The 17,317-nt window shown below is 60.3% G+C and carries 14 protein-coding genes and 1 pseudogene; 6 read left to right on the plus strand and 9 right to left on the minus strand.

All coding sequences use genetic code 11. The annotated features are described in order from the left end of the window. Positions 1-59 precede the first annotated feature (59 nt). Positions 60-1,244 (minus strand): isocitrate/isopropylmalate dehydrogenase family protein, encoded by a 1,185-nt coding sequence (locus EGX79_00615; protein AYX80819.1) that lies wholly within the window; start codon positions 1,242-1,244, stop codon positions 60-62. 44 nt (positions 1,245-1,288) lie between these two features. Next, positions 1,289-1,837: a thiamine biosynthesis protein gene (locus EGX79_00620; GenBank protein ID AYX80820.1), complete on the minus strand. Its 549-nt coding sequence runs from the start codon at positions 1,835-1,837 to the stop codon at positions 1,289-1,291. Positions 1,838-2,040: 203 nt separating this feature from the next. On the opposite strand from EGX79_00620, the gene EGX79_00625 reads away from it, so the two are divergent. From EGX79_00625 to EGX79_00640, 4 genes are read left to right on the plus strand one after another with little or no spacing between them, the layout of a single operon-like run. Further along, positions 2,041-3,150 (plus strand): iron ABC transporter substrate-binding protein, encoded by a 1,110-nt coding sequence (locus EGX79_00625; protein ID AYX80821.1) that lies wholly within the window; start codon positions 2,041-2,043, stop codon positions 3,148-3,150. A gap of 11 nt (positions 3,151-3,161) precedes the next feature. Beyond that, complete coding sequence (locus EGX79_00630; GenBank protein ID AYX80822.1) at positions 3,162-4,241, plus strand: iron ABC transporter permease; 1,080 nt, start codon at positions 3,162-3,164, stop codon at positions 4,239-4,241. Then, positions 4,241-5,065 (plus strand): heme ABC transporter ATP-binding protein, encoded by an 825-nt coding sequence (locus EGX79_00635; GenBank protein AYX80823.1) that lies wholly within the window; start codon positions 4,241-4,243, stop codon positions 5,063-5,065. The genes EGX79_00630 and EGX79_00635 overlap by 1 nt, the downstream gene beginning before the upstream one ends. Continuing rightward, complete coding sequence (locus EGX79_00640; protein ID AYX80824.1) at positions 5,058-5,744, plus strand: biliverdin-producing heme oxygenase; 687 nt, start codon at positions 5,058-5,060, stop codon at positions 5,742-5,744. The genes EGX79_00635 and EGX79_00640 overlap by 8 nt, the downstream gene beginning before the upstream one ends. A 44-nt stretch (positions 5,745-5,788) precedes the next feature. On the opposite strand, the gene EGX79_00645 is transcribed toward EGX79_00640, so the two are convergent. The 4 genes from EGX79_00645 to EGX79_00660 all read right to left on the minus strand — a co-directional run bounded on the left by EGX79_00645 (position 5,789) and on the right by EGX79_00660 (position 10,723). Then, positions 5,789-6,535 (minus strand): hypothetical protein, encoded by a 747-nt coding sequence (locus tag EGX79_00645; protein AYX80825.1) that lies wholly within the window; start codon positions 6,533-6,535, stop codon positions 5,789-5,791. Between the two features lie 372 nt (positions 6,536-6,907). Beyond that, on the minus strand, positions 6,908-8,671 hold the full coding sequence (locus EGX79_00650; protein AYX80826.1) for a phospho-sugar mutase: 1,764 nt from the start codon (positions 8,669-8,671) through the stop codon (positions 6,908-6,910). 10 nt (positions 8,672-8,681) lie between these two features. Next, on the minus strand, positions 8,682-9,332 hold the full coding sequence (locus EGX79_00655; protein AYX80827.1) for a deoxyribose-phosphate aldolase: 651 nt from the start codon (positions 9,330-9,332) through the stop codon (positions 8,682-8,684). A gap of 104 nt (positions 9,333-9,436) precedes the next feature. Then, positions 9,437-10,723 (minus strand): thymidine phosphorylase, encoded by a 1,287-nt coding sequence (locus tag EGX79_00660; protein ID AYX80828.1) that lies wholly within the window; start codon positions 10,721-10,723, stop codon positions 9,437-9,439. Positions 10,724-10,892: 169 nt separating this feature from the next. On the opposite strand from EGX79_00660, the gene EGX79_00665 reads away from it, so the two are divergent. Both EGX79_00665 and EGX79_00670 read left to right on the plus strand, forming a co-directional pair. After that, positions 10,893-11,312 carry a cytidine deaminase gene (locus EGX79_00665; protein ID AYX80829.1) on the plus strand — a complete coding sequence of 140 codons (420 nt, stop codon included), beginning with the start codon at positions 10,893-10,895 and terminating at the stop codon, positions 11,310-11,312. 45 nt (positions 11,313-11,357) lie between these two features. After that, entirely contained in the window at positions 11,358-12,575 is a 1,218-nt protein-coding gene (locus EGX79_00670; protein ID AYX80830.1) for a NupC/NupG family nucleoside CNT transporter, read from the plus strand. Positions 12,576-12,711: 136 nt separating this feature from the next. Here the strand turns inward: EGX79_00670 and EGX79_00675 are convergent. The 3 genes and pseudogenes from EGX79_00675 to EGX79_00685 all read right to left on the minus strand — a co-directional run bounded on the left by EGX79_00675 (position 12,712) and on the right by EGX79_00685 (position 17,255). After that, a pseudogene (locus EGX79_00675) lies at positions 12,712-13,800 on the minus strand (YihY/virulence factor BrkB family protein). 143 nt (positions 13,801-13,943) lie between these two features. Continuing rightward, positions 13,944-14,963 carry a sugar-binding transcriptional regulator gene (locus EGX79_00680; protein AYX82662.1) on the minus strand — a complete coding sequence of 340 codons (1,020 nt, stop codon included), beginning with the start codon at positions 14,961-14,963 and terminating at the stop codon, positions 13,944-13,946. A gap of 258 nt (positions 14,964-15,221) precedes the next feature. Further along, positions 15,222-17,255, minus strand: a complete 2,034-nt coding sequence (locus EGX79_00685; protein AYX80831.1) for a peptidase M13 — start codon at positions 17,253-17,255, stop codon at positions 15,222-15,224. Between the last annotated feature and the right edge of the window lie 62 nt (positions 17,256-17,317).

A 17,317-nucleotide genomic window follows, 5' to 3' on the forward strand; every position in this document is an offset into this window, starting at 1 on the left:
GGTCAACGGCTGGGATTGATAGCAACCACTTTAATTGCGCTTCGTAATCGAGTCAATGCCTACAACCCCAGCTCCGCCCGCACTGCAGTCACAAACTCGCTGGTAGTCGCGGTGCCGCCGAGGTCTGGCGTCGGCGCGGTGCACTTGGCGGCGTAGACGGCCTCGCGCAGCTTGGCTGCGGGCGCAAGTTCCGAGGTCGGATGCCCAAGGTGCTCCGCGCACATTGCCGCAGAGAGCAAAAACGCAGCCGGGTTGGCGATGCCGCGCCCGGCAATGTCCGGTGCCGAACCGTGCACCGGCTCGAAAACCGCAAAGTCGTCGCCAACATTCGCCGATGCCGCCAGCCCCAGCCCGCCAATCAAACCGGCACCGATGTCACTGAGAATGTCGCCGATGAGGTTTTCCGCGATGATGACATCAAAGCGCGCCGGGTCGGTCACCAGCTGCATTGCCACGGCATCCGCATTGGCAAAATCGAATGCGACCTGCGAATACTCCTCCGCCACTTCTTCAACTGCCCCGCGAATCACACGCGCAGAGTCCCGCAGGATATTCGGCTTGTCCGCCACCGTCACCGTCGGCGTGGCCTCCGAATCGGGGTTTGCCGCCTGGCGCGCGAGAGCCAACTTGGCCGCCTGTCGCGCAAGGCGGTGCCACGCAAAGGACGTCGTCACGCGCAAAGAAATCGCAACGTCGCCACGCTTATCGACGGCGCGAGCCACCGTCGAGTCCTCTGCCACCTCTGCCCACAGGTGGTGGTGCGGGGAGTCGGTCGGGGTGTCGTAAGGCGGGAGGAGATAGTCGTGACTGTAGAGACCCTCGGTGTTTTCGCGGACGATGGTGAAGTCGGCAGCCGCGCCGGGCAGGGTGACCGGGCGGATGTTGGCGAAGAGGTCGAGGCGCTGGCGCAGCTGGAGAACAGGGGAGCGGTAGGTCAGGCCGGTATCGCGCAGATGCGGTGCTAGTTCTTCCTCAGCCTCGCGAGCGGGCTTGGAGGTAATCGCCGCGAGCAGAGCGGCGTCGCTGCGTCCGAGTGTTTCCCAAGTTTCCTGCGGGACGGGATTGCCGTGCGCGCACCACTGGGACCAGCCAATTTGTGCCTCTGTCAGCTCCCAGTGCGGGAAGACATCGGCGATGAGTCCTCGGCAGGCATCGGTGATTTCAGGGCCGATGCCGTCGCCGGGCAGGAGTGTGATGCGGCGCGGTGCCGCTTCTAAAGCAGTCGCAGGCTGGTCGGTTTCCATGGCTCTTAGCCTAGGACTGCGACGCCTGCGCGTGTGCGGTTTGGCTACTTTGCGAAAGCAACCGGGATCTCGGTGATGTCCTCGAAGCCCTCGCTGTGGTCACCGAAGAGCTTCAGCACGCAGTCCTGCTGGGTGCAGTCCACGGCCTCGCCGCTGGGCACGACGCTGAGCTCAAAGTGTGCGGTGTTGTCGTCGGCGATGGTGGTGGTGCCGCCGGACTTCTTGGTAATCCACTGCTGCGACTGGGTGCCGGCACTGCGGTCGCCGGTGCAGTCCGGGACGGGGTTGCCTGGAGCCTTCTCGGCGGCGCAGAGTGCGGCGTAGTAGCCGTAGTCGGGGTCGAGACCAGACAGGTCGACGGAGATGACATCGCCCTCGGAGAGGTCGTTGACCGGCTCGGCCTCCATGGTTACTTCGCCGGCGCTGGCGTCGGTTTCTTGATCTGCAGCGGAGCTGGTGGTTTCCGAAGCGTTGGCAGCATCCTGCGCGGCATTGTCCGCGTCATCTGCGCCACAGGCGGCGAGAAGTGGAAGTGCGGCGACGGCCGGAATAGCCAGGAAAGCCGCGCGACGCTGGAGTGTACGAGTAGTCATAGGAGGTAACGTCCTTCCGAAAAACTGTAGAAATTACTATCTTTATTTAAGGGTAGGCTAACCTAGAACTAAAAGATAGCCTAAGATTCTTTGGGTGAGTAGAGCAAAGTCCTTTCTAAGCTCTTTGTTACTAGTGTTAGTCGTTATTTAGTCAATCTTTTTGTCGTCTATCTCCGTGCAGCGTCAGCTCACAGAGGGGGAATATGTTCACCGTGCCTGCCTGTCGCGTTCGCAGCCTTGCCGGAACACTGCTGAGTGTTGTCCTAGTCGCAGGACTAGTCGCCTGTGGTTCCGATGATGCCGCGAGGGAGGGGGCATCGTCGTCAAGCGCTGGCGTGACGACGGTTCCGCGCGCCGACAACATTTCCGCTCACGGTGCCGCGCATGCGAACCTACCTTCGGAAAACCCCGAAGTGCTGCTGAAAGACCCGAAGCCGGCAGAAGATAAGGACTACCAGCGTATTCTCACGCTTGACCGGGCGGGAGCACTCAGCCGAGCGGTCTACACGCTTGGCCTCGGAGACCGTCTGGTGGGGCGCGACTCCACCTCCGATTTCCCGGCGGTAAAGGATTTGCCGAACCTCACCATCGGCGGGCATGCAGTCAATGCTGAGTCGGTGATGAAGCTAAAGCCGGAGCTCATCATTACCGATGGCACGATTGGCCCTAGCCGTGTCTTCGACACGTTTGAAAAAGCGGGGATCACCGTCGTCCATGTGTCGGACGAGCGCACTCCCGAGACGATCAACACGCTTATCGACGAAGTCGCGGGCGCAGTCGGCCTGGCTGACCAAGTTGGCCCGGTGAAGGAGCACCTGGACAAGGAGCTGGCGGCTGCGACCGAGTACGCGCAGGCCAAGGCCGATGGCCGCAAGATGATGATTCTCTACGTGCGCGGAACCGGTGTGGCCATGATTGCGGGACCGGATTCTGGTGGGCGTTCTCTGATCACTCGTCTCGGCGGTGTCGATGCCGGTGAGGGCGTGGGTATTGAGGGTGCGTTCACGCCGATTACGCCAGAGTCGCTCATCGCTGCGGCTCCAGACACCATCCTGGTTATGTCTGGTGGCCTGGAGTCCGTCGGCGGGATTGAAGGCTTGAAGGAAATCCCGGGCATCGCACAGACCCCGGCGGGCCAGAATGAGTCCGTTGTGGACGTGCCCGATTCGCAGCTGCTGTCCTTTGACTCGCAGTCGCCGCGTGCGATTCGCGCCATTGCGGATGCTCTCTACGGTGGCGGTGCTGGTGATGGTGCAGGTGATGGCGCTGGTGCAGGCTCTCGTGTGAGCGCTGACAAGACTGCGGGGAAGTGACTGGCTGAGCAATGCAGACAACCGCGAACAAAACTAGTCCGTTCAGACAGGCGGCCGTTTTCATTGGGCTCGCCCTAGCGCTTGTGCTGGCAATAGGTTGGTCGGCCTCCGTGGGGCAGTTCGGCGCCACCATCGGCGAATCACTGAGCTCAATGGTGAGGCTAGTGTTCAATGGCGGTCTCGGTGACGCGCCAGAGCCCATCGACACCGTGCTGTGGCAAGTGCGATTGCCGCGCATCGCGCTGGCCTGCCTCGTTGGTGCGGGACTAGCCCTCGCGGGTGTGGCGCTGCAAGCGGTGTTCGGCAACCCGCTTGCCGAACCCGGCCTCATCGGCGTTTCCTCCGGCGCCGCGGTCGGCGCTGCCACCGCCACAGTTTTGGGCACCGCCGCCGGGCTTTCCGGAGTGCTCGGCGGAGTGTTGAGTGTCTTCGCCAGCAGCTGGGCCATTGCGGTCTCAGCTTTTATCGGTGGCGCGGTAGCCACGGCTATTGTGGCCGCCAATGCGCACGGTGGCCGCGATATCGCCCGAATCATTCTGGTCGGTGTGGCTGTGAACTCCATCTGCGGTGGTCTGGTGTCGCTCCTGACATTCGTAGCCTCCACAGCTGCCCGCGACCGCATTGTGTTCTGGCAGATGGGCTCGTTTGCCAGCGCCACCTGGACGCAGGTTGTCATCATTACGCTGGTGACAGTTCCGGCCGTAATTGCCATGTGGGTCAGCTACCGCAAGCTGGACATTCTGAGTCTTGGTGAAGCGCAAGCCCGCCACCTGGGTATTAACGTCGTCACGCTGCGTCGCGCCATCATTTTTGGCACGTCCCTGGTCGTGGCGGCTGGAGTGGCATTTTCCGGCATCATCGTCTTCATCGGCCTGGTCGTGCCGCACGCTGCACGACTGCTGCTGGGACCAGCGCATCGCACGCTGATTCCCGCATGCATCCTCGGCGGCGCGCTAGCCACAACGCTGGCCGACCTCGCGGCCCGCACCATGATCACCGGTGCGGACCTGCCGCTGGGAATGCTCACCTCGATCGTCGGTGGACCACTGTTCTTCTGGCTGCTCCTGCGTTCGAAGAGGGCGGTGCACTAATGGAAATTCACTCTGGCCTGGGTATTTCTGCCGAAAATGTCAGCATCACCCTGGACGGTCACCGCATTCTCAACGATATTTCCGTGGTCGCCGAGCCCGGAAAAGTCACCGCGCTGGTCGGCCCGAATGGTGCTGGAAAGTCGACACTGCTCGCAGCGCTTTCCGGCGACCATGAGCTGAGCGGCGGCGACGTCCGGATCGGCGAGCACTCCATTACCGAGCTCTCCATCGCCGACCTGGCCCGCTACCGCGCCGTCCTGGTACAGAGCCAAGAACTGTCCGTGCCATTCACCAGCCGCGAAGTCATCGACTTCGGACGCAACCCCTGGGGCGGCCCGAACGAAGAGCTGCTCGAGGAAGTCATCACCGAATGCGACGTCGCGCACCTCCTTGACCGGGAAGTCCCGACCCTCTCCGGCGGCGAGCGCGCCCGCGTCCACAGCGCCCGCGTGTTCTACCAGGACACTCCCGTCGTGCTTCTCGACGAACCGACCGCGGCCCTGGACCTCCACCACGCCGAAAAAATCATGGGAATGATGCGCGCCCGCGCGGCGGCGGGCAAAGCCGTGGTCGTGGTCCTGCACGATTTGTCCGCCGCAGCGGCGTATGCCGATCACGTTGTGGTGGTGGCGCAGGGGCGCGTCGTAAAGCAAGGCCCGCCTGCGGAAACCCTGGATGCACAGACCGTCAGCGAAGTCTACGGCATCGGTGTGGAAGTGCTTCAGGACTCCGCGGGCAACTCCGTGCTGGTGCCTCAGCGCGCGAGCCACAATCTCTCACCCCAGTCTCCGAACCTCACAGAGAAAGAAGAAAACCATGGTTGAAAACACGATTAAAGAAGGTGACAAGCTGGCTGCTCAGCCCCTGGCAGATCGACTCAAAGTGGAGACTGCGGGTGTCCACAGTGAAGCGGAGAACTCCGACTTCATGTCGAGGCTGCTTGCGGGTGAACTGAATGCGCAGGCGGCCATCGATTTAACTGGTCAGCTCTACTTTGTGTACGAGGCGTTAGAGCAGGCAGTGCGGTCCACTGCGGAGTCGCCGCAGGTCAGCGCGGTCTACGATACGCAGCTGGAGCGCCTGGAAGCGCTGGCAGCCGACCTTGAGCATTTGGTGGGGCCCGACTGGCGGGAAAAGATCTCGCCTGTGGAGGCGACAAAGAACTACGTGGCCGAGCTTCGTGAAATCGAAAGCAACGGTAACGCCAACGCCGCATTGGCACACCATTACGTTCGCTACCTGGGCGATCTTTCTGGTGGTCAGGTGATTGCGTCCATGCTGGCCAAGCATTACGGCATCGGTGCGGAGGGAACCCGATTCTATGACTTCTCCGCGATCGGAAAAATTAAGCCCTACCGCGACGGCTACCGACAGAGTCTGTCTGAGCTGGGCATTTCGGATGCCGACAAAGATGCCGTGGTTGACGAGGCGAAAAAGGCATTTCGTCTCAACCGGGCCATTTTCCACGACCTAGCTGGCGGCCTAGACGACGCAGTGGCGTAGGTCGCGGACTGGAGTGCTGTGACCGTGGCGGTGGGCGGTATGCGTTAGCCGATGTACACCACTGCGTTACGGCCGCCCGTGCACTTGATGTTGCCGCCAGCAGGACGGCACCACATGTTGTAGGTCAGGCCAGTCGTTGGGCTGTAGGCCGTGATGGTGCCGGATTCCGCACCAGTGGAATTGCGATAGCGGACGTAGGCGCTGTGTACATTTCGAACGAACGGATCGCTCGTTGAGGACGTGCCCTTCCATGCGCTGGAGAGGTTGCCGCCAGCCAGGCCCGATGAGCGAGACGAGCCCGAATTACCGGATGAGCCACTCGAATCTTGAACAACCACGGTCTCAGTCTGTGTGACCGGTGGGTTGGGCTGGCTCGAAGCATCGGCAGCGGCCTGTGTAGTGGCAGCCGTCTGTGTGTCGGCCGCAGTTACCGAGTCATCTTTACTCAGGGTGACATAAAGTACCGCGCCAACCAGGCCCAGCAGGACCACGACCAGCACTGAAATGAGCGCAATCATTGCGCCGGAAGTACCTGATCTTTGCTGCGGATACGCCGGGGCTGCGTAAGCGAAAGTTGGTGCCGGCTGCGCAGCGAATTGGGGCTGCGGCTGTGGTTGGGGTTGAGGTGCCTGGTTCGGGTACACGGGGCCGAAAGAACCGGTGGAAGGATTCGAATTGTAGTTGGGGTCTGAGCTGGGGAACTCGTTATGCGACATGCTGGACGTACCAATCACGAGGAGGAAGTGTTCCCCCTGTGATGAGCCCAACCCGCGTAGCGAATGGTGTTCCATCCCCTGGGGACACGGTTAACGGCTTTTATTGTATTACTGGGAAAACTGTAAAGCATGTTAGGAGACGCATGTCTTGCGCAAAATGCGGCAAGGACGGGTTTAGCTAGACCCGAAATGAGGTGGTGAGCTTCAAATGAGGTTGTGACCATCGAGAAACTGCCTAAGTTTATGTCAGTTTCGGCACTAATTTCTGCTTGTTTTTGTCATAAACCTAGTCAGTAACTTGTGAGCCGGCCCAAGACTCCGGGCTGCACATGCGAAACTGGGGTGCGCGTGAAACCCCACGGCCATTTTTCGGCCGTTTTGTTCATGCGCACCCCAGTTTGTTGCGAGGTGTAGCTGGTAGCTGCCTATTGGTTAGCTGCTTAGTGGCTACATCCCCAGGATTTCCTTGAGTTCGGCCTTAATCTGGTCGAGCCGCTCGGCCGCGGCCACGTGCGGAATCGCGGCCGAAGCGACCGGCAGCACGACTTCCAGGTAGCACTTCAGCTTCGGTTCCGTGCCGGAAGGCCGGGCAATGACGCGGTCGTTGGCCTCGGTGAGGATGAGAATGCCGTCAGTAGGCGGGATGTGATAGCTCTCGCCCTTGGCGTCGACCATGTCTAGGCCATCATTCATGTCCGTGACCTGCGTGACCTTCGAACCAGCCAGTTGTGCAGGCGGGTTGGCGCGCAGAGTGTCCATGCCCTTGGTGATCAGCGAGCGGTCCTCGACACGGAAGGTCAACGGTGCGGTCTTGTAGAGACCATGGGCACGGGCGACATCATCCAGAAGGTCCTGGATGCCAAGACCCTGGCCCTTCAGTCGCGCCACCGCGTCGGCGACACGCACCGCCGCAGATACGCCGTCCTTGTCTCGCACGACTGCCGGGTCAGTGCAGTAGCCAATGGCCTCCTCGTAGCCGAAGACGAGCCCGTCCACACCAGCAATCCACTTAAAGCCGGTCAGTGTAGCGCGATAATTCAGTCCGTGACCTGCGGCAATCTTGCCCAGCAGGCGTGAGGACACAATCGAGTTAGCCATTGTGGCCGGAAACTCTGCGCCCTCATCATTGGTCACGGTCGCAATCCCACGGGCCTCGGCATCCGCAGCGATGACTTCACCCAGAAACGCACCGATGTCGTCGCCGGAGAGCTGTCGCCAGCCGCCATCGACGCCGCTGTCCGGAATAGCTACCGAGCAGCGGTCCGCATCCGGGTCAGCCGCGATGATGACATCCGCGTCTTCGGCACGTGCCAGCTCAAACGCAAGATCCAGCGCGCCGGCTTCCTCCGGGTTCGGGAACGATACCGTCGGGAACTCCGGATCCGGCGCGAACTGCTTTTCGACCACGCTGACATTCGAGAAACCTGCCGCGTTCAGTGTGCGCACGATGGTCTCGCCACCGACACCATGCATCGGGGTGAGAACAATCTTTGCTGCCTGCTTCTCTTCGCTTGACGACGTCGTTGCGAGCGCAGCCGCCCGTTTCACATAGGCATCCAGCAGTTCAGGACCAACCTGCTCGACGGCATCGAAGTCACGCGGGACCTCATCAGCCGGTGGAGCAGCGGCGATGGCGTCCGCAATTTGCTTGTCATGGGGCGCGATGATTTGGACGCCTCGGCGGGAATCCGACTCCACCGCGCGGCCACCGAGGTAAACCTTGTAGCCGTTGTCCTTCGGTGGATTGTGGCTGGCCGTGACCATGATGCCGGCATCGGCATTGAGGTGGCGCACGGCAAAGGCGGTCACCGGTGTGGGCAGCTGCTGTGGCAGAGCCAGGGCCTTGCCACCGGCTGCGGCGACAACCGCGGCGGCATCGCGGTGAAAATCGGCGGAGCCGTGGCGGGCATCGCAACCAATGACCACGGTGAAGTCGTCGCCCACAATGTTCTTCAGATGCGCAACCAGGCCAGCGGTGGCACGGATGACCGTGGCACGGTTCATGCGGGACTGACCAGCTGCAACGACACCGCGAAGACCTGCAGTGCCGAATTCGAGTGGCCCGGCGAAACGGCTTTCCAGCTCGGCAATCGCATCGGGGTTGGCGGCCTTGGCTTCGTCGTAAAGCGAGGAGAGCTCAGCGGCGGTGGCCGAGTCCGGATCGTGGGCGATCCAATCGGTGATGGTGGCTTGTAGCTGTTCGGAGAGCATCGGGGTTAGCCTACTTCAGACCGTCGAGGACAGCGGCGGAGGAAGAAAGGCCCAGGCGAGAGGCGCCAGCGGCGATCATTTCCTCAGCGGCAGCGGCATCGCGGATACCGCCAGAGGCTTTGACTCCAAGGCGGTCGCCCACGGTTTCGCGCATGAGTTTCACGGCGTGAGCGGAAGCGCCGCCAGCTGGGTGGAAACCTGTGGAGGTCTTGACGAAGTCTGCGCCTGCGGACTCGGAGGCCTTGCAAGCTGCGATGATTTCCTCATCGGTCAGGGCGGCCGACTCGATGATGACCTTCAGAACCTTGCCCGGAATGGCATCGCGAACAGTCTTGATTTCGGCCTCAAGGTCGTCGAAGCGGTGCTCCTTGGCGAAGGCGATGTTAATGACCATGTCGACTTCTTCAGCGCCATCGGCCACAGCGCGAGCGGCTTCAGCGGCCTTGATCTCGGCCTTCACCGCGCCGGAGGGGAAGCCGACGACAGTGGCGATGTGCAGGCCTTCCGGTACCTCGACTGGGAGCTGCGAGGGGGAGATGCAGATGGAGTAGGTGCCGAGCTTGCCGGCCTCAGCGATAAGAGCCTTGACCTGGTCAGAGGTGGCTTCTGGCTTGAGCAGGGTGTGGTCAATCATCTTGGCAACATCAGCGCGGGAAGTCATGGGAGAAATCAAGTCCTTTCGGAAATTTGGGAGAGAGCGTCAAGGTAGGGAGGTGGCGGGCTCGGGGCGGGAAGTGGCGCCGGCGCGAGTCTGTCAGTAATTTTCTAGGACACGCGATCGAGGATAATCTCGCGCTCGGCTGTAGGCGCGGTGTCGCCGATTTCAATGCCCGGCTCGATGGACTCGAGAGCGCGCTCGAACTTATCCGGAGTTTCAGTGTGCAGCGTGAGCAGCTTCTGGCCCTTGACCACCTTGTCTCCCGGCTTGGCGAAAATCTCAATACCGGCAGTGGCCTGCACCGGATCATCCTTACGAGCACGTCCCGCGCCCAAGCGCCAGGAACCAACGCCGAGAGCCAGTGCATCCAGCTTGGTCAGGTAACCGTCGGCCTGCGCAACCACATCGTGCGTGTGAGGTGCCACCGGCAACGCGGCATCCGGATCGCCGCCCTGAGCGCGGATCATCTTCTTCCACGAATCCATTGCGCGGCCGTCCTTCAGAGCCTGCTCCACGTCAGCATCGTGTACGCCGGCCAGCTCCAGCATGTTTCGGGCCAGCTCACAGGTCAGCTCCACGACGTCCGCGGGGCCGCCGCCGGCGAGAACCTCCACCGATTCGCGGACCTCGAGGGCGTTGCCGATGGTCAGGCCCAGCGGAGTGGACATGTCCGTTAACAGTGCGCGGGTATTCACGCCCGCGTCGTTGCCCAGGTCAACCATGGTGCGGGCCAGTTCGCGGGCCTGATTCAGATCCTTCATGAAAGCGCCTGAACCGACCTTGACATCCAGCACCAAGCTGGAGGTGCCCTCCGCAATCTTCTTGGACATGATCGACGAGGCAATCAGCGGAATGCAGTCCACCGTCGAGGTGATGTCACGCAGCGCGTAAATCTTCTTATCCGCAGGTGCCAGACCCGCACCGGCTGCTGCGACGACCGCGCCGGAATCCTCCAGGATCTGCATCAAGCGGTCATTCGGAACATCAGCCTGCCAGCCAGGAATGGATTCCAGCTTGTCCAGGGTGCCGCCGGTGTGGCCGAGGCCGCGGCCGGACAGCTGCGGGACGGCCACGCCGTAGGAGGACACCAGTGGGCCCAGCGGCAGCGTGATCTTGTCACCGACACCACCGGTGGAGTGCTTGTCCGTGGTGGGCTTGCTCAGCGATGCGAAGCTCATGGTCTCGCCCGAGTCAATCATCGCCTGAGTCCAATCCACAATTTCGCGACGGTTCATGCCGCGGATAAAGATGGCCATGTTCAGCGCCGCCATCTGTTCATCGCCCACGACGCCGCGAGTGTAGGCGTCAATGACCCAGGAAATCTCTTCCGGACTGAGTTCACCGCCATCACGCTTTACCTTGATGACGTCAACTACATCGAACTTTTCAGCCATTGTTCGCTCCTTTTATAGGCGATTGTGCTTAGCGATATTGGTCTTGTGAACTCTGCTGATTCCGATTATCATCAGCACTAGAACAAATGTCAATAGTTAACTTTCCATTTGTACCCACATAAGTATGTTTGCATAAACACCTCGCACAGGCTCGGGGAGGGAGAGCACAATGTCCCACATCTCAGACGAAGAACTACTGGCTAAGGCCTACGCAGCCACGGAAAACTCGTACGTCCCCTATTCAGGTTTTCCGGTCGGTGCCGCACTTCTGCTTGACGACGGCACGGTGGTCACAGGCTGCAACGTGGAAAATGCGTCCTATGGGTTGACCAACTGCGCAGAGCGCACAGCCGTGTTCCGCATGGTCGCGGAGCACGGCGGCAACCATAAGATTGCGGCCTGTGCCATTGTCGGGCGAAAGGCGGCACCGTGCCACCCCTGTGGTGCCTGTCGGCAGGTCCTGCACGAATTTGGGTGCAAGCGTGTCATTGTGGAATCCGAGCGCCCGGAAAATGGTGGTTTAGGCGCTCCGGCCAGCATCGACTTCGAAAAAATTCTCCCTTACGCCTTTGGTCCCGAGGACCTGTAGGCATCATCACCACAGCCTCTTTTATCAAGAAAGAAGACCTTAGTCATGGATAGACTGCAAGGCTTACTGGGCATCATCCTCGTCATCGGATTTGCCATTGCTATCTCAAAGAACAGGAAAGCCATTAACTGGCGCACGCTCGGCGTTGGCCTGCTGCTGCAAGCGGTGTTCGCGCTGGTAGTGCTGAAGTGGGAACCCGGCTTCCAGGCGTTGAAGAGCGTCGCCGGTGCCATTGAGAAGATGATCGACTTTACAAATGAGGGCACCTCATTTGTCTTCGGTAATCTTTTCGACGGCACGGGGAAAAACTTCGTCTTCGTGCTCAACGTGCTGCCAGTGATCATCTTCCTGGGCGCAGTCCTCGGTGCCCTCTACTACCTGCGGGTAGTGCAGTACTTCGTTGAGTATGTCGGGTCCGCACTGAAGTTCATTATGGGAACCTCGAAGGTAGAGTCCGTCTTCGCTTCCACGGTGATTTTCCTCGGGCAGTCGGAGGCTCCGCTCGTCGTTAAGCCGTATATTCCGAAACTGACCAAGTCGGAGCTGTTCGCATGTATGTCGGGCGGTTTTGCGTCGGTGGCCGGATCGACCTTGATCGGTTACTCCCTGCTCGGTGCGCCGTTGGAGTACCTGCTGGCGGCATCGGTAATGAACGCGCCGGGCTCGCTGCTGATTGCGAAGACTTTCTGGCCGGAGACGGAGGAATCCGATCTGGATGCGTCGGTGAAGGATGTCCGCGACACTGAGTCGAAGAACGTCATTGACGCGCTCGGGGCGGGTGCGTTGGCCGGCGGTCGTATCGCTGTGGTTGTGGCATGTTTGTTGATTGCGTTCATCGCTGTGATTGCGATGCTGTCGGCGATGATTGGCGGCATCGGCGGCTGGTTCGGTCAGGAAAACTGGTCGCTGGAGGGGCTGTTCGGCCTGGTCTTCGCGCCGATTGCCTGGCTGATTGGTGTGCCGTGGGAGAACGCAGGGCTGGTCGGTAGCTTCATTGGTGAGAAGACGATTCTGAACGAGTTCGTCGGCTACACCTCGTTCTCGGAGCACGTCGACTCGCTGGATCCGAAGTCCATCATGCTGGCGACCTTCGCCCTGGCTGGCTTCGCCAACCTGTCTTCCATTGCAATTCAGATCGGTTCCTTCGGTGCGCTATCGCCGGAACGTCGCGGTGAGATTGCCAAGAACGGTCCGCTGGCGCTGATTGCGGGCCTGTGCACCAACCTGCTCAACGCTGCAATTGTGGGTGTGATTGCGCTATAGCTAGGTGCTGTGTGATTAGTTACTGGCCCTGCTAGTCGATCTTCTGGAACGGATCGGTAGCAGGGTCAGTCTCAGCAGCGGGCTGCGAGGAAAAATCTTCAGTTGCTTCTGCTGGCATTTTATCCAGGCGGTCGGGTTCCTCAGTTCGGAATTCGGCCGCCTGCTTTTCTAGATTCTGATGGATCTTCTGCTCGCCCTCGGCGGCCGCGGTAGCTCGGGGTGGAAGCTGGATGTATCGCTCTGCGGGCAGGCCGGCGCGCAGTTGGCGCATCCTCTCAACCTCGGCATCCAGCTTGAAGCCGAAGACCACGACGACATTAATGCCCCAAAGTGCAGTCATGAGAGCAATGACGGCACCCATGGCGCCGTAGGGGTTTGAAGCCGCAAAGTTGAACAGGTAAAGCTGCAATGCCTTGCCAATACCCAGCGAGCTGATAATTGCCAGTGCCGAACCGGTACTGAGCCAGCGGAATTTGCGCATGCGCACGTTCGGTGTGAAGTAGTACAGCGAGCCAATCAGAATCATTGACATGACGATAATGACCGGCCAGCGCAGCCAACTCCAGACGGAGATGCAGAAGTCAATGACCTGTCGCGTGGTCGATTCAATGCCCAACGGGCGGGCAACCGGTTCGACGATGGTGATAACTAGCTGGTCATTGACAATAATCGCAATAAGCAGCACCACCGTGCCAATGAGCAGCAATAGCGTAATGGCGACCATGAGCAGGTGGTAGCGAATTAGCGTGCGACCTTCGGAAACGCCATAGATGGAGTTACCCGTGCGCGAAAATGCGCGTGTGTAGGCCGACGACGAAATCAGCGCAAGAACAATACCGATAGTCAGTGCGACAAGACCGCCCGTGGCGGAGCCGATAATCGTTGAGATGACATTGCGAATCGGTTCGGCATACTCAGCCGGGATGTAGCTGCGGATGAAATCCTCGGTCAGTCGGTTTAGGTCATCGGTGTAACCGGCCAACATCAGCGTGGCAATTGAGTAAATCGCAAGCAGTGCGGGTGCGAAGGTTAGCACCGTGTAGTAAGTCAACTTCGCGGCAGCGTCGAAACCGAGCTCCAAGAAAAACTCGATACCCGCACGCTTGAGAGCGTAGAGCGCTCCTTTCCATCCCACGGATGGCAATTTCTTCGCGGACTGAGCGAAAGATGCGTCTGCCGACTCGTAGGCCTGGAGTGTGTGCTTGATCTGCTGTGCTGGTGACACCTAAAGAATCGTCCTCTCCGACCGGACAGCGGCTGCAACATATATGCGGACATCTGCGCTCGCTTAAGTCTATCGGTCGAAGAGGACAAAGACGCTTCTCGGGTGTTCGTGTTAGTTCTTTGTACTGATGCGTCCCGAGACGGTTATTCCGTGGCAGAGGGAGGGGTGGAGCTAGGGGGTGAGTCTGGCGAGCCCGGTGAGCCCGGTGAGCCCGGTGAGTCCGATGAGTCCAGCGAAAGTAGGCGCTCGGCAGTGGCATCGTCAATGACCAAGTGAGTGGCCAACTTTGTTCGAAGGGCCACATCGATGGCCTCGGCCTTGTGTGCGCCACCGGCGACAAGTACCCGAGTGGGGATTCGGCGCAGGTCAGAGAGGCTGATACCTACCGTGCGGGCATCGACCTCTGGCAGCGCAATGCCACCGTCCGGACGGTAGAAGCGTGAGCAGGCATCGCCCACTGCGCGCTCCACGAGTAAGTCCTTTTCGGTTGCCGACAGCTGCCCCAAGTTCAAGGCCAGTGAATCATGGTCGACTGCGCCGACAGTGAAAACGGCAATGTCCACCGTCCGGCCAAGCGCCAATACGCTGGCGATGAACCGATCCTGTTCCACGATGCGCTTGGTCTCGACCGAATCGAAAATCACCGGCAGCGGCAATGTGCGGGCATAGGCGTGGAAAGCGTGGCAGAACCCGCCAATGGTGCGGATGTCATTCGTTGACTTATCGGAATGGCTCATTCCGCCCTTGAGCTGCACAATTTCCACGCCCGAGACATCCTTGGACTTCAGTTGCGTGGATACGGAGTACATGGTCTTGCCCCACGAAACACCGAGAAGGGTACCGTCGACCACCAGCTCGTCGAGAAGCTCGGCGCCCACACGCCCCAACTCGCGGAGCAAGACCGCGTTGCCAGCGCGTGCCGGTTGCGCCAGGCGCACATCGTTCAACTTGTAGCGATCCCGCATCTGCGTAGCGGTCTCTGAGGCTTCCTCTCGCGGATCGTGGATCTCAATGCGCACGTAACCGCGCTCACGGCCAAGGTTGAGCAGTTTAGAGACCGTTGGACGGGAAACCCCGAGTTCGGTTGCAACCTGAGACTGTGTGAGCCCCTCGCCGTAATAGAGTTTGACGGCGGTGAGTGCTTGGATGTCGCGAGTGTCCACAGCGGCCTCCTCCAGCAAGAGCACTTAGCAAGCGCACATGTAACAGGAACCTCGCTTGATTGGGCCCTGCCCGACTTGATCATCGGGAAAGCGTGCGCCTCACCTGTGATTTTAGTTCCACGTTTGCAAAAACAAAAAGTCAGCTTTTGCATTTGTAGTAAACGGTGAGGCGTTGGCTGTCCCCGGAGGCTGCGGAAGGCATCGGAGAGCCCGGAAAGCATCGGAGGATAAGGCAGCGCAGGTTGGGTTCCCGCAGAATTACCAGATATTCACGCGCTCATTCGGCTCACGCCACATGCCGTCCCCCGCTGAAGTGCCGAAGGCCTCATGGAACTCATCGATGTTGCTGGCAATGACGTTGCAGCGGAACTCCGCTGGCGAGTGCGGGTCAATGGCAAGCAGCTGGCGTGCAAACTCCGGACGAATCTTGGAACGCCAGACCAGTGCCCACTGCTTGAACAGGTCACGGTAGGTCTCGGGGGTGTCCTCCAACCCGAGTTCCTTTCCGCGGGCAGCGAGGAAACGGCGGAAAGCGACGACAGCAATACCAAGCCCGCCCAAGTCACCGATGTTCTCTCCCAGGGTGAAGCGACCGTTGACACCGGGCAGGTCAGCGCCCTCCTCGGCCTGCTCGCGCAGAGCCTGCGGAACCAGGCCCTCGTACTGGTCCACCAGTGCGGAGGTCAGCTTCTCAAAAGCTGCGCGATCCTCATCGGTCCACCACTGGTGAAGGTTGCCGTGACCGTCATACTGCGAGCCCTGGTCATCAAAACCATGACCAATCTCGTGACCAATAACCGCACCGATGCCACCGAAGTTCTCCGCCGGGGAAGCGTCCGGTGAGAAGAACGGCGACTGCAAAATCGCAGCCGGGAACGTGATGTCATTGACCACCGGATTGTAGAAGGCATTGACCGTCTGCGGAGTGCCATGCCACTCATCACGATTGGCCGGGGTTCCCAGCTTTGCCACCTCATAATCATGCGCAAAAGCGCTGGCAGCGCGAGCATTGTCCATCAGTGAATCCCCGAGCTCCATCGCCGAGTAATCACGCCAACGCTCCGGGTAGCCAATCTTGGCCTTAAACAGCGACAGCTTCTCCAGCGCCCGCTCCTGTGTCGCCTTCGTCATCCACGGCAGCTTCGAAATTCGCTCCCGGTACGCCGCCAGCAGGTAGTCCACCAGTTCCAGGACCTGCTCCTTGTACTCCGGAGGGAAGTGCTTTTCCGCATACAGCTTGCCGACGTCATGTCCAACCGCCCCGTCCGCAAAGGCAACACCACGCTTCCAGCGTGCACGCTGCTCGGTCGAACCCTGCAGGGTGCGGCCGTAGAAGTTAAAGCTCTCCGCAGAGAAGTCATCCGACAGGTAGGCGGCGCGCTGGTGGAGGACGCGCCACAGTGCCCACAGGCGCAGATCTGCCAGGTCAGTGTCCTGCCACAACTTGCTCAAGTGCTCGAAGTACGACGGCATCATCACCACGATGGTGTCGATGGCAGTCTGGTTCGTCTCATTGACACCGGTGGCCGCGAGCCACTCCGCGACCGGGAAGCCGGTGGGGAGGTCAGAAATGGCCGTCTTGTTATAGGTCTTCAGTGCATCGCGGGTATCGACCACATTCCAGTGACCAGCGGCAATACGCTTTTCAAAAGCCACGATGCGCGCCGCCGCAGCGGCCGGGTCCACCAACTCGAATGCAGCAAGCGCGGTGGAGAGTTCCCCCGCGCCGTCGTCATGCGAGGAGAGAAGCTTCAACATAGCGGCAACATGCTGCTCATAGGCAGCGAGGGTGTCGGCGTGACCAGGCTCGCGGTAGTAAGCCTCATCCGGGAGGCCGAGGCCCGACTGCAACAGATAGAGAGCATCCAGGTCCGAGCCGGAATCCTTCTCTACCCAGTACCCGAGCGCACCACCGACACCGAGGCGGTCGAGGCGGCCGAGCGCCAACGCCAGCTCATGCGCGTTCTCGGCGGAGGCAATCATTTCTAGATCCTGCGCGAGAGGAGCTGCGCCGGCGTTATTAATAGCGGCTTCGTCCATAAAAGAGTTGTACAAGCGAGCGACGCGGGAATTCTGATCCGCATCGGCGGCAGTGGTGATGAGCTCGCGGACGTTTTCCTCCGCCTCATCCCTCAGCTTGTAAAAGGCGCCATCGATGGGGCGGTCAGCCGGGATGACGTGATTACTAACCCACTCACCGTTGGTGGCCAAGTAGAGGTCATCCTGTGGGCGAGGAGTCGTTGAGAGTTGGGACGTTGCGGACTGGGTCTCAGTATTAGTGCTATTTGTCATGCCGCCAGTCTAGGGGCAAGGGCGGATTGAAGCTGTGACTGGAGGGGCGGGATAAGTTTAGG

Source organism: Corynebacterium jeikeium, from assembly GCA_003955985.1.
Classification (GTDB): domain Bacteria; phylum Actinomycetota; class Actinomycetes; order Mycobacteriales; family Mycobacteriaceae; genus Corynebacterium; species Corynebacterium jeikeium_D.

Excerpts from the sequence above, each read along its gene's own strand:
- EGX79_00615 (AYX80819.1), bottom strand. The coding sequence starts at position 1,244 with ATGGAAACCGACCAGCCTGCGACTGCTTTAGAAGCGGCACCGCGCCGC.
- EGX79_00620 (AYX80820.1), bottom strand. The coding sequence starts at position 1,837 with ATGACTACTCGTACACTCCAGCGTCGCGCGGCTTTCCTGGCTATTCCG.
- EGX79_00625 (AYX80821.1), top strand. The coding sequence starts at position 2,041 with ATGTTCACCGTGCCTGCCTGTCGCGTTCGCAGCCTTGCCGGAACACTG.
- EGX79_00630 (AYX80822.1), top strand. The coding sequence starts at position 3,162 with ATGCAGACAACCGCGAACAAAACTAGTCCGTTCAGACAGGCGGCCGTT.
- EGX79_00635 (AYX80823.1), top strand. The coding sequence starts at position 4,241 with ATGGAAATTCACTCTGGCCTGGGTATTTCTGCCGAAAATGTCAGCATC.
- EGX79_00640 (AYX80824.1), top strand. The coding sequence starts at position 5,058 with ATGGTTGAAAACACGATTAAAGAAGGTGACAAGCTGGCTGCTCAGCCC.
- EGX79_00645 (AYX80825.1), bottom strand. The coding sequence starts at position 6,535 with ATGGAACACCATTCGCTACGCGGGTTGGGCTCATCACAGGGGGAACAC.
- EGX79_00650 (AYX80826.1), bottom strand. The coding sequence starts at position 8,671 with ATGCTCTCCGAACAGCTACAAGCCACCATCACCGATTGGATCGCCCAC.
- EGX79_00655 (AYX80827.1), bottom strand. The coding sequence starts at position 9,332 with ATGACTTCCCGCGCTGATGTTGCCAAGATGATTGACCACACCCTGCTC.
- EGX79_00660 (AYX80828.1), bottom strand. The coding sequence starts at position 10,723 with ATGGCTGAAAAGTTCGATGTAGTTGACGTCATCAAGGTAAAGCGTGAT.
- EGX79_00665 (AYX80829.1), top strand. The coding sequence starts at position 10,893 with ATGTCCCACATCTCAGACGAAGAACTACTGGCTAAGGCCTACGCAGCC.
- EGX79_00670 (AYX80830.1), top strand. The coding sequence starts at position 11,358 with ATGGATAGACTGCAAGGCTTACTGGGCATCATCCTCGTCATCGGATTT.
- EGX79_00685 (AYX80831.1), bottom strand. The coding sequence starts at position 17,255 with ATGACAAATAGCACTAATACTGAGACCCAGTCCGCAACGTCCCAACTC.